General features: G+C 35.6%; 11 protein-coding genes and 1 other RNA gene. 9 read left to right on the top strand and 3 right to left on the bottom strand.

Going from position 1 to position 11,807, the window contains the following annotated elements; all coding sequences use genetic code 11:
- Window positions 1-935: 935 nt before the first annotated feature.
- From EK386_RS10900 to EK386_RS20230, 4 genes are read left to right on the top strand one after another with little or no spacing between them, the layout of a single operon-like run.
- Window positions 936-2,495 carry a spore germination protein gene (locus tag EK386_RS10900; RefSeq protein ID WP_246027647.1) on the top strand — a complete coding sequence of 520 codons (1,560 nt, stop codon included), beginning with the start codon at window positions 936-938 and terminating at the stop codon, window positions 2,493-2,495.
- On the top strand, window positions 2,488-3,576 hold the full coding sequence (locus tag EK386_RS10895; protein WP_126659195.1) for a GerAB/ArcD/ProY family transporter: 1,089 nt from the start codon (window positions 2,488-2,490) through the stop codon (window positions 3,574-3,576). The genes EK386_RS10900 and EK386_RS10895 overlap by 8 nt, the downstream gene beginning before the upstream one ends.
- Window positions 3,573-4,811, top strand: a complete 1,239-nt coding sequence (locus tag EK386_RS10890; RefSeq protein ID WP_126659194.1) for a Ger(x)C family spore germination protein — start codon at window positions 3,573-3,575, stop codon at window positions 4,809-4,811. The genes EK386_RS10895 and EK386_RS10890 overlap by 4 nt, the downstream gene beginning before the upstream one ends.
- Window positions 4,812-4,973 (top strand): hypothetical protein, encoded by a 162-nt coding sequence (locus EK386_RS20230; protein WP_158674412.1) that lies wholly within the window; start codon window positions 4,812-4,814, stop codon window positions 4,971-4,973.
- A gap of 117 nt (window positions 4,974-5,090) precedes the next feature.
- Here the strand turns inward: EK386_RS20230 and ssrS are convergent.
- A non-coding RNA gene (gene ssrS, locus EK386_RS10885) (6S RNA) lies at window positions 5,091-5,282 on the bottom strand.
- 139 nt (window positions 5,283-5,421) lie between these two features.
- Entirely contained in the window at window positions 5,422-6,063 is a 642-nt protein-coding gene (locus tag EK386_RS10880; RefSeq protein ID WP_179966027.1) for a YfbR-like 5'-deoxynucleotidase, read from the bottom strand.
- A gap of 267 nt (window positions 6,064-6,330) precedes the next feature.
- On the opposite strand from EK386_RS10880, the gene EK386_RS10875 reads away from it, so the two are divergent.
- The gene (locus EK386_RS10875) at window positions 6,331-6,771 is read left to right on the top strand and encodes a hypothetical protein (protein ID WP_126659193.1); all 441 of its coding nucleotides are present in this window, start codon (window positions 6,331-6,333) and stop codon (window positions 6,769-6,771) included.
- A gap of 108 nt (window positions 6,772-6,879) precedes the next feature.
- Here the strand turns inward: EK386_RS10875 and EK386_RS10870 are convergent, their stop codons facing one another.
- A complete protein-coding gene (locus tag EK386_RS10870; protein ID WP_126659192.1) occupies window positions 6,880-7,062 on the bottom strand; it encodes a YjfB family protein in 183 nt (60 codons plus the stop codon).
- 146 nt (window positions 7,063-7,208) lie between these two features.
- On the opposite strand from EK386_RS10870, the gene EK386_RS10865 reads away from it, so the two are divergent.
- The 4 genes from EK386_RS10865 (at window position 7,209) to EK386_RS10850 (ending at window position 11,695) form a co-directional block, all read left to right on the top strand.
- Window positions 7,209-7,775, top strand: a complete 567-nt coding sequence (locus EK386_RS10865) for a superoxide dismutase family protein (protein WP_342774253.1) — start codon at window positions 7,209-7,211, stop codon at window positions 7,773-7,775.
- A gap of 263 nt (window positions 7,776-8,038) precedes the next feature.
- On the top strand, window positions 8,039-9,061 hold the full coding sequence (locus EK386_RS10860) for a TAXI family TRAP transporter solute-binding subunit (RefSeq protein WP_246027646.1): 1,023 nt from the start codon (window positions 8,039-8,041) through the stop codon (window positions 9,059-9,061).
- A gap of 98 nt (window positions 9,062-9,159) precedes the next feature.
- On the top strand, window positions 9,160-9,681 hold the full coding sequence (locus EK386_RS10855; protein WP_126659191.1) for a DUF1850 domain-containing protein: 522 nt from the start codon (window positions 9,160-9,162) through the stop codon (window positions 9,679-9,681).
- Window positions 9,665-11,695: a TRAP transporter permease gene (locus tag EK386_RS10850; RefSeq protein ID WP_126659190.1), complete on the top strand. Its 2,031-nt coding sequence runs from the start codon at window positions 9,665-9,667 to the stop codon at window positions 11,693-11,695. Before EK386_RS10855 ends, EK386_RS10850 begins: the two co-directional genes overlap by 17 nt.
- Window positions 11,696-11,807 lie beyond the last annotated feature (112 nt).

Raw genomic sequence — 11,807 nt, 5'->3', positions numbered from 1 at the left:
TATAAAATAATAGCCTTCAATCCAAAAAAAGCAGTGGATTGAAGGCTATTCGCCGTGCGTGCCGGAAGGTGCGTTATTTTTTATTTCGGGCTTACTCTACTAATTGGGTTCATCACCAAAAGAGGGGGTTGACCTTTTAAAATCGCACATTCCACTACAGGCGGACGCTTTCCGCGGGCACGGTCTCAACTAATTATTGCCGGCTAGCGCCGTCAATAATGGATTTTCGGCTCGTGCTCCCGCTAGAGTCGCCGCCTTTCGTTCCATGTGCTTGCCCTACCTTATTTGATAAAAGTATGCTTCTTAAAAGTGAGGATGACAAAAAAACTTCTAACTAAGTCGTTGATTGGAGCAGCGGCTGGAGACTCCTTGGGGATTAAGCGCGTGCGGAAGATCCATTTTCACGCTATGGACACAGCGTGAAAATTAGCTGTAGCCGCGCCCCCGCAGAAAGCGTCCAGCCAGAGCGGAAATCAACCCCTAGTTATGGTGATGATCCACTAATTGTAGGGGGTACATAATTAATATTCTAAATACCGTCATTCTAATGTAGATAAGTATTGCTGTTTATCACCAATACGGACTTACAAGCAGCAACTAGCCTATTCCCTCAATAATCAACTAAAAGCGATTAAAACGTAATTACACAATTGCTCCCCCAAAATCTTCTCATTATTAGCTCTAAACGTCATACATCATCTAATAATCCCTATTATTAAGAAACTCCCATCTAATAACTCAAAACCTCGTTATATATAAATCCTAAATTTCCCTTTCTCCCATAAATTCTATGTTCGAGTCAATATTCTTACTTAGTCTACGAAAAAATATAGCAATTACTAAATTTGTTAAACTCAACTGGTCGAATCTCTTATTGTATACATAAAAATAGCTGTAACTGCACAAAATACCTTAAAAACATGGAGTTGCAAAAGTTGAAGAAATCAAAACTGAAATGGTTAATTAATCAAATTAGTGAACCAGAAGAAAAGGAAATAGTGGAAGATAATAGAGCAGCACAAGAGGACTTGAAGAAGAAAAAAAGTATTAATCTGAATTTAGAAAGCACTATCGATATGATGAAGTCTTTATTTTCCATTCCAGAAAATAACGATGTTAAGCTTCGTCATCTCCAAATCGGAGGATTAGAAAGAAAAGCGACTCTTATATATATTAGTACCATTACAGATACACCTATAATTGAAGAACATATTATTCGACCATTAGTACAAAATGAAAATACGCTAAAAGCAATAGAAAATATTATATCCGCTCCCAGTGTATCCACTGTTCAGATGATAGAAGATGCAGTAACGGGGATTAATAACGGTGATACGGTTTTGTTTGTGGAAGGGTATGATTTAGCCTATGTTATAGCGACGAGTAGTGTTGAAGGTCGAGGGATTGAAAAGGCTGAAAATGAGGTTGTAGTTAAGGGGCCTAAAGAAGCTTTTAATGAAAAGGCCCTATCGAACATCTCCCTAATTCGAAAGAGAATTAAAAACGAAAATCTAATGGTTGAATCTTTAACCATATCCCAAAGATCCAATAATGATTTATATATATTATATATCAAAGATTTAGCAAACGAAGATATACTTAACCGTATTAAAGATAAAGTGAATAAACTAAACGTAAATGCTATACAAAATTTATCCCTTTTAGAACAATATATAGAGGAAAATAATAAATCATTATTTCCAACAATCTTATATACTGAAAGACCTGATCGCACGAGTGCATTTCTAGAAGATGGATTTATAGTTCTAATAATGGATAATTCACCATCCTCATTAATATTGCCTGCTACCTTTTGGTCATTTTTTCACAACCCTGAAGACTACTATCTACGTTTTATATTTGGAAACTTTATAAGAATGTTACGTATGATAGCTTTATTTATCACGTTATTTATATCGGCTATCTACATATCTGTAACCAATTATCATATAGGTATGATACCAGCTGACTTATTATTAGCAATATCCGCAACGAGGGAAATTGTACCATTTCCTGCAATTATTGAAGTACTAATGATGGAAATTGCCTTCGAACTAATAAGAGAAGCTGGATTACGAGTGCCTAATCCGATTGGTCCAACGATTGGAATAGTCGGTGCTTTAATCTTAGGTCAAGCTGCAGTACAAGCAAATATTGTTAGTCCCCTTGTTGTAATTATTGTTGCACTTGGAGGATTAAGTTCATTTGCGATTGGTGATATCAATATGAATTTTACTATAAGGTTACTAAGATTTTTGTTTATCATATCTGCGGCGCTTTTTGGTTTTTATGGAATGACTTTTCTCTTTATCACTGGGCTATTTTATATGGTTACAATTAAATCATTTGGTGTTCCATACCTATCACCAATGACTCCATATTATAAATCTTCCAAGGACACATTCTTTAGAAAAGTGATGCTAAATGAAATCTATCGACCAGGATATATCAAACCGAAAGATATACAGAAAAAACAGGTGAATAAGGATGGATAAAATTCAAGGGAAAATAGGCTATAAAGAATTTTTCGCCATAATTGTACTGACTGTAGGTACAAAATTAGCTGATAATACTCCCGCCATAATATTTGAACATTTAGGAAATGCGGCTTGGTTATCAATACTAATCAGTTGTTTTACTATTATATTACCGCTTTACTTATTAATAAAAGTCATAACACATTACAAAGATAAAAATCTCATTGATGTTACAAACCACCTGTTTGGAAAAAGTATCGGTTTGATGGTGTTATTTTTATTATGGGTATTTCAAAGTATTTATCTAGTAACAAATTCGGCAGTGTATGCAGATATTATTGGAACAATGTATTTTACCAAAACACCCGTGTTAGTTATTTATCTTGTACTAATAGTAGGAGCAGCGTTTGGAGCTAAAAAGGGATTAGAAAGTATTGGATCAGCTGCATGGATTACACTACCATGGATAAAAATCTCGCTAATTGTTGTATTAATCATCGCATTTTTTGAAGGTCAATCAAGTTTTCTATATCCTATTCTAGGTCCTGGCCAATGGGAGATAATAAAGCAGGGCTTTTTTAATGTATCCATTTATGCAGAGTTTCTTTTCTTTGCTCTCATTGCGAACAAACTAAAAAATCCAACAGTTTTTAAGAAGGGGATATGGGTTAGCTTTATTTTTATCACCTTGGAGTTTGCTCTTGCTTTAATCGGATACGTAATGTTATTTGACTATAAGGGAGTAAATTTAATCAACTATCCCTTTCATGAAACTATTCGGTATATACAGTTAGGGTTCGTTACGAATGTAGAGTCACTATTTTTCCCTTTTTGGTTAGTTGCAAGCTTTATTCGATTTGCAATGGGTTTATATATCAATGCGTTGTTGTTTGGAGCAATATTTAAAATAAAGAACTTTGAGTACATCATCCCTGCAATAGCAACTATTGTTCTTTTTTTAGGTGTAGCACCAGAGACACCGGTTTTTACACTTTTCAATTTATTAGATAGACTTTTCGAGTTATTAGCACCACTACTTTTATTATTACCTTTTCTCTTATGGATTACGGCAAAAGCGAAAGGGGAATTTAAAAAATGAAAAAAGCTTATTTAATATGCATCATAACTCTTTTCCCTTTACTTGGCGGCTGTTGGAACCAAACCTATTTAGATCAAAGAGCATTTGTGATAGCAATCGGTTTAGACAAGGGCGAGAAAGAAAATGAAACGAAAATTACCTACTTAATAGCTAATCCGGAGTTATCGAAGCAAGAGGCAGGATCGAATGAACCGAATCGAGAAATTATTAGTTTCACGGCTCCCGATCTCCAAACATCTCGGAACTTAGCTAATACTGTAGTAGCAAAAGAACTTTCATACAGTTTACTAAGCTTAATTATTGTTTCGGAAGATTTCGCTAAAAATAAAGAATTTATAAGGTGGATATATGATGTGACCAAGGGAGAGGAGGTTTCAAGAAATATTCCTATCATTGTAACGCCAGAAAGTACGAGTACGTTTTTGAAGAATAATGACCCTAAACTCGAAACAAGGATTCATAAATATTTTGAATTGATTTTGCAGTTTGGAAGTGAAAATGGATTTATCCCTGCTACCAAATTACATGCATACTTTAGGATAATGGAGGAAAAAGGGGATCTTTTTTTATCGCCATATGCCACAACAGAATTTAATGGAAACCCTAAAAATGACGGGGGAGAAGATAATTTAATCGCTGGGGAATTTGAGGTCGGAGGATTCACGAATAAAACTCAATTTTTAGGATCTGCGGTATTTAAACATGGAAAAATGATAGGGAAATTGAATGCCGAAGAGACCCGGTTAGCAATATTACTAAATGATACGATTGATATGGCAGAGATATTAGCCACTTTTCCGGATCCTTTTAATGAAAAATATCGAATCGGAACACGCATTTCAAAGAAGGAAAGTAATACAGTGAAAATGGATTTAAAAAGGAGTATTCCTACCATTGATGTAACAGTCCCCTTGTATGTAGATATTTTATCAAATCATAGTATGGTGAACTATGAAAAACAGCCAGAGAAAAGAAAACAGTTAAAAAAACATATGGAAGAAAAATTGATAGAGACAATAAATGAGCTAATCAAAAAAACGCAGGAGGATTTTAAAGGTCAACCATTTGGGTGGTCACTATACGCTCGCAAGGAATTTTTAACAATAAAGGAATATGAAGCGTATGATTGGATGAAGAACTATCCAAACATGGATGTAAAGGTAAAAGTTAATATTATCTTTGGCAAATTCGGAAGACAAAGTGAAACACCTGAGTTTGAGGAAGTGAAGAATTAAATGAATGTCATTGTATGGTTACTAATGCTTACAATCTTTTTCTATACGACGGGCTTTTCCATTCAGCTTTGGAAAGAACAAAACAAAGTGGGGGCCATTGCAGCGTTTATGCTAGCAATATCCGTCGTGATATCGCCTTTTTTTTCAGTGTTACGTTGGTAAGTATGGGAGCAAGGGGGTGTTCGAAAATCACTTTTCGGACGTCCCCGTGCTCTTTTTTGTAAATAAAAACACCCTTCTATGTAGAAGAGTGATCACAAAGCTGAAATTCTTATGTATGGCAAAGCCGCCTTGCCGTATTTATTAATAGAAAGTTTTAAACCACCACTCCTCAAAGTGGGTGTTCGCAGAATAATTCCTGTATATCGTCATGCACCGCGGTGTGACGCTCGCCATTCCTTACTCGATTAAAACTCCCTTTTACAGTTCAAAGGTTAAAACTTAATATTTGTACGAACAACGCAGCTTTATTGTTATATTATATGATTACCTTTAATTGTGCAAGTAAGTATGTATCGTGGAAAAAGTCAAATATTTATACCCTTTGAGCAGAAAAATACAACCCTAAATAAAATAAAAAAGCCTTCCATCAATGGAAAACTTTCCCACATTATTCGGTACTATTCAATATTTCATTTGTTAAAGCTGCCACATTAATTTGCGTATCTTCTTTCATGACATCTTGTAAAATTTCGCTTCTAAAGTATTTTACACTTACTGGAAGAGGCATTTTCAGCAGTTTTTGCAAAGCTTGCTGGTACATGATAATAAACTCTTTGTCCGTATTTCCTCGTTTTAACTCTGCAAAAGACTCATAAAATTGATCGAGCTTATCCGCAAACTCTAGTAGACGACCTTCAAGGGTTGCATCTTTTCCTTCTTTCATTCGATTGAAAAACACTTCCTGAAAATCAGGAGGTATCTCTTCCCGTATGAAGTTCTCCATCATCTTTTCTTCTACGTGGGCAAGCATTTGTTTTAATTCTACACTGGCATGCTTCACTGGTGTTTTAATATCGCCAATAAATACTTCGGCAAAGTCATGATTGATTGTTTTTTCGTATAGTGCTTTCCAGTCCACAGTGGCGCCATTCATTTCTTCAAGCGTACCAAAAAACATTGCATACTGAGACACTTTCCAAGAATGCGCAGCTACATTGTGTTCTTCAAATTTGAAACGACCAGGGGCACGGAAAATACGTTCTAAATCATTCAGACTTGTAAAAAACTTATGAATACCTATAATAATCACTCTCCCAATTTTATTGTAAGCACATCAATATATGCTTCTATATAAATCATACAATGTACATTTCATTTTGTGATACATTTTGTTGCCATTTAACAAACACTTAAAATGGAGTTTACAATTGATGAAGAGATTTATGGGTTTAATTTATAGATTATGCAATTAGAATCATTTTAAGTACAACCATAAGTAAAAAAGAGTCATTATTTCCTCAAAAAGTAGATAATATTGTGATGGTATACTATTTTTATCACCTATGATTGGACGTGAATGTTCGTGTTACATACTATTTTCTTATATATCCATATATTAAGTGCTGTTGTCTCAATAGGTCCATTATTTGCACTAATTCCGACCCTTAAAAAAATGCAGAGTGCAGAAGAGGCATTGTTAGGTGGTTTTGTACAATCATTTCAATCTGCCATTACAGTAGTCAAACATGCTGGCCATGTCCTTGTATTATCTGGAGTAGTTCTTGTATTAATAAGCGGATGGACGTGGACAACTTCATGGATCTTGTTAACCATTGCGGTAGCAGCTGGATCCATTGTTTTTTTAGCACGCGCATTTAAACCAACGTTAAAAACTTTTGGAACGAAAGAGTTTAACAAGGAAGTTTTTATAGCAAAACTTCGAAAAGCGACATGGCAATATATTCTACTACTTTTGCTCATGCTTTGGCTAATGGTAGCAAAACCAACACTATGGTAAAATACCGTTTTAATAGTTTATAGCGAAATGCAGTAAAGTGAGAGGGCTAAAAGAGAATAAATTTATAGAGAGTAAAGAGCGCCAAGTTAATGTTTGGCGCTCTTTTCCTCATACGGAAACGTCGATTTGCGTTCCTTTGTATGGGTGGTTTGCTGGTGCTTGTTCAGGCAATTGTTGTAACATTTCGACTGCACTGGCAGCTCCTAAATTAAGGGCTTTATCCATAATACTCAATTGAACAGTGTGTTGAAGTTGTGCAACTTGAGCAGACATAAATGAACTGAGTTCCATAACTACCCCTCCTTTTAATTAGTATCGACTAGATTTTCCATTTAGTTAGATAGAGTGGGGGCAGAAATATCCATTTGGGATTAAAAAACAAATAAGGAATATTAATCTTCGAGCATGGTAATACTCACAACGAGGAGGGATATATCATGTTGAAAAATATCATTGTACTTTCTGTCAGCGTCCTACTACTTAGTGGATGTAATTTATTTGGTGCGTCTAATAAAGAGGAAAAGATCTCTGTGGCTGCACCGGAAGCACTGCAAGCAAGCGCAAAAATTATTGATACTGAAGGAACAGAAATTGGTCATATGGAAATGACAGAAGGGGCTGATGGAGTACTCATATCACTTGGGGTAAAAGGACTTTCTGAAGGAGAACACGGCATCCATATTCATGAAGTGGGAAAATGTGATCCACCAACATTTGAAACTGCTGGATCTCATTTTAATCCAGAAAAGAAAAAGCATGGTACAGAAAATCCTGCTGGTCCCCATTTAGGAGATCTACCAAATATTGCGCCTGAAGAAGATGGTAATGTGCAAGTTGAATTTCTGGCAAAGAATATTACGCTAGAAACAGGGTTAGCTAATTCGATATTGGATGCGGATGGTAGTGCCATTGTGATTCATGAAGGTCCAGATGATTATAGAACAGATCCTGCAGGGAATTCGGGAGCCCGAATAGCGTGTGGAATAATTAAAGCAAGTGAATAACGAAATGCAAGCTATGTAAAAGTTGATATGGGCTTTTACATAGCTTTTTTTGTGACAAATATGCGCTCTACCTAATGAATATAATTTAAAATAGCGAATGGACTTCATTATTCTGATATGTAAGAAAAGTGATGAAAAGGATACTAACCTATTGTGAAAATTATATTAATCTATTAGCTGAATATTAAAATAATTGACAATATAAAAATTAATAGTAAAATTTATACTGTAATGTAACAAATATTACAAGGGGAGGGTTTTATTTGAAGCTTAAAAAGTTTATGTTTCTATCAGTCTTAAGTTTATTACTACTAATGGCTCTAGGGGCTTGTAGTGGTGATGAGGAGACAACAGAAACTGCAGGTACAACTGAGGAAGCGACAACTGAAGGGGCAGCAGAAGAAAATACTGAGGAACCGACATCTGATATTAAGTTTTTAAGTTTAGTAACTGGTGGGACACAAGGTACTTATTATGCATTAGGTGGTACATTTGCAGATTTAATTACGGATGAAACAGGCATTAAAACGACTGCAGAAGTTTCACAGGCTTCAGCAGCAAACGTAAATGCATTAAAAGAAGGAAATGCTGAAATCGCATTTGTTCAAACGGATATTGCCTACTATGCAAAAAATGGACAAATGATGTTTGAAGGAGCAGCGGTTGAAGATTTAGTTGCAATTGGAGGATTATATCCAGAAACAGTTCAACTTGTAACTACTGCGAAGTCTGGTATTACTTCATACGAAGATTTAAAAGGGAAAAAAGTATCTGTAGGGGCACCTGGTTCAGGTACATTTGCCAATGCAGAACAATTACTTGAAATCCATGGATTAACAATGGATGATATTGAACCACAAAATCTAGACTTCGGTGAATCTACGGATGGTCTAACAACAGGTCAAATTGATGCAGCATTTATTACGGCGGGTTACCCAACTGCAGCAGTAGAGGCTTTAGGCGCAACTACTGATGTAGTAATTGTTCCTGTAGAAGCAGCGAAAGCGGAGGAATTAATTGCGAAATATCCATATTATGCAATTGATACAGTTCCATCTGGCACATATGGTTTAGAAAGTGATGTACCAACTGTTTCTGTATTAGCGATGATTGCTGTGAAAGCAGATCTTCCAGAAGATGTTGCATATGGTATTACAAAAGCGATCTATGATAATGCTGGTTCAATTAGTCATGCAAAAGGTGCCTTCATTAAAGCGGAAACGGCTTTAGATGGAATTGGAATTGATGTTCATCCAGGGGCACAAAAATACTTTGATGAACAGTAATATAAGGTAGTCTTGCTAAGATAAAAATTCGGGGCTTGTTTGTTCAAGTCCCGTTTTTAACTAATATTGCCCCTTTTAAAGATTGTTGAGGTGGTTACATGAAACGAGTTACAATTATTATTTTTTCCGTGATTGTGACTACAATTTTTTTATTTACGCCCATATACTCCGTTTTTAGCTTTACAGAGACAAGAGCGAATGAGCCAAAATCCTTTTATATAGAGATATCTGGTGAAGATGTTTTCCAAATTCGTTATACGCATTCTATTCATTTGACAGATGTTTTAGAAACATATGAAATCACCAATTCGAACGAACTGAAACTTGTGTCAATGGAATATGAAGATGTAGCAATTGGAATGCCTGCATATGCACAAGAAGGGGAATCCATTGCTTATAACAATGGTAAATACATATTGTCCTATGAAAATAAAGTATTATCAAATTTCACATTGTATGTTGGAGATATAGATACAGATTTATATTTAATATACAAAAATCATTTATACAATTTAAAAACAATTCTTCAACGAGGAAAATCCTATTTATTTGAAGTAAAAAGAATTTCGTTATTTGAGAAGTGGAAAGGGGCTGTTCTAACTGATGGTAAAGCAAAATGAAAAGCAAGAAGAAATGGTGGAAACACTTTCTAAAGAACAACAACAAGCGCTTTTAGAAAAATACGATGCTGAATCCAATACACGCCATTTGAAGGGTGTCATGCATTGGGTCGTCTTTGCTATTTTATTGAGTTTTTCATTGTTTCAACTATATACTGCAATTTTCGGGCAATTCACAGCACCAATTCAACGAACGATTCATTTAGGTTTTGCTTTGACTGCCATTTTCCTATTGTTCCCAGCTCGAAGAAAGGGAATAAAGGGAAAAATTCAATTTTATGATTATATTTTTGCATTGTTATCGGTTGTAGTCGGCTCATATTGGACAATTAATTATGAACGATTAGTAAGTAGTTTAGGCTCCATTACTAATGTTGATTTTTATGTAGGTCTCCTAGCAACATTATTAGTTTTAGAAGCTGCTAGGCGTGCAGTAGGATTATCAATTACCATTATAGCGACATTGTTTTTGGTATATGCCATGTACGGACCGTATTTTCCTGATTTTTTAGCACATCGTGGGCAATCGTTAGAAAGTATCATTCATTTAATGTTTTACACAACTGATGGAATTTTAGGAACACCAATTAGTGTATCTGCAACTTATATTTTTGTGTTTCTATTATTTGGTGCCTTTTTAGTGAAAACCGGTGTTGGCCAATACTTTAATGATTTAGCGGTTGCACTTGCTGGTAAGTTAATAGGGGGTCCTGCAAAAGTTGCCATTTTCTCATCTGCCTTGCAAGGGACAATTTCAGGAAGCTCCGTAGCAAACGTAGTAACATCAGGTTCTTATACAATTCCTATGATGAAAAAACTAGGCTATAAAAAAGAGTTCGCCGGTGCGGTTGAAGCAGCTGCCTCTACTGGTGGTCAATTAATGCCACCGATTATGGGCGCAGCAGCCTTTCTAATGGTAGAGTTTATCGGACGAGGAATTACCTATTGGGATATTGCCAAAGCAGCGGCTATCCCAGCACTTTTGTATTTTACAGGAATATGGATCATGACTCATTTTGAAGCAAAACGATTAGGTTTACGAGGGTTATCAGACGATGAAATGCCGAATCGAAAAGAAGTCTTCAAGAAGATCTATTTATTAATTCCGATTGTGTTGATTATTATCTTAATGCTATCAGGTGTCCCAGTTATGCATGCCGCTCTTTATGGGATTGTGTCTTGTATTGTAGTAGGGATTGTTAATAAAGAAACTCGCTTAGGTTTTAAAGAAATTATTGATGCTTTAGTTGATGGCGCTCGTACTGCATTAGCGGTCGCAGCAGCAACGGCCTGTGCCGGTATTATTGTCGGGGTAGTTGTAAAAACGGGTCTTGGCTTAAGCTTAGCAAATAGTTTAGTAGATTTAGCTGGTGGAAATATTTTGCTGACATTAGTTTTTGTAATGATCGCCTCATTAGTTTTAGGAATGGGTGCTCCTACTACAGCGAACTACGTGATTACGTCAACAATTGCGGCGCCAGCTATTATCACATTACTAGCCCCTGATGTAGTTTCGCAAGATTTAGTACCGATTACTGTATTATTATCCGCTCACTTCTTTGTGTTCTATTTTGGTATTATTGCAGATATTACGCCTCCAGTTGCCCTTGCTGCTTTTGCTGCATCAGGAATATCAGGAGGAGATCCAATAAAAACGGGTGTAAGCTCTGCTAAATTAGCAATCGCCGCATTTATTATTCCATATATGATTGTTTTCTCTCCAGCCCTATTAATGATTGATGTTACGATACTACAAATCGTTTGGGTAGTCATAACAGCTATTATGGGAATGATAGCAATAGGCTCAGGTGTAATTGGTTATTGGTACAGAAAATTAAAATGGTTTGAACGTATTATCCTAATTGCATGTGGTTTAGCGATGATCTATCCAGAATCGATTTCGGATATTTCAGGCTTAATTGTCTTTGGAATTATGTTTGCTATTCAGTTTATGACGAAAGATAAAGGGAATAAACCAAAGGACACGAAGTTAGATGTGACAACAATTCAATAGAATATGAATTAGAAATATTCAAAGGTAAGGGCGGTCCATTTGCTAATTGGTCGCCCTTTTTATTCATCTAATTTCAAGATGGATTTAATACTTTTTTAGCATGTATATCAAA

This window comes from Lysinibacillus antri, from assembly GCF_003977595.1.
GTDB lineage: Bacteria > Bacillota > Bacilli > Bacillales_A > Planococcaceae > Ureibacillus > Ureibacillus antri.
The sequence above is the reverse complement of the archived record's forward strand: the minus strand, read 5'-3'. Positions and strand labels throughout refer to the sequence as shown.

Excerpts from the sequence above, each read along its gene's own strand:
- EK386_RS10895 (WP_126659195.1), top strand. The coding sequence starts at position 2,488 with ATGGATAAAATTCAAGGGAAAATAGGCTATAAAGAATTTTTCGCCATA.
- EK386_RS10890 (WP_126659194.1), top strand. The coding sequence starts at position 3,573 with ATGAAAAAAGCTTATTTAATATGCATCATAACTCTTTTCCCTTTACTT.
- EK386_RS20230 (WP_158674412.1), top strand. The coding sequence starts at position 4,812 with ATGAATGTCATTGTATGGTTACTAATGCTTACAATCTTTTTCTATACG.
- EK386_RS10875 (WP_126659193.1), top strand. The coding sequence starts at position 6,331 with ATGTTCGTGTTACATACTATTTTCTTATATATCCATATATTAAGTGCT.
- EK386_RS10870 (WP_126659192.1), bottom strand. The coding sequence starts at position 7,062 with ATGGAACTCAGTTCATTTATGTCTGCTCAAGTTGCACAACTTCAACAC.
- EK386_RS10865 (WP_342774253.1), top strand. The coding sequence starts at position 7,209 with ATGTTGAAAAATATCATTGTACTTTCTGTCAGCGTCCTACTACTTAGT.
- EK386_RS10855 (WP_126659191.1), top strand. The coding sequence starts at position 9,160 with ATGAAACGAGTTACAATTATTATTTTTTCCGTGATTGTGACTACAATT.
- EK386_RS10850 (WP_126659190.1), top strand. The coding sequence starts at position 9,665 with ATGGTAAAGCAAAATGAAAAGCAAGAAGAAATGGTGGAAACACTTTCT.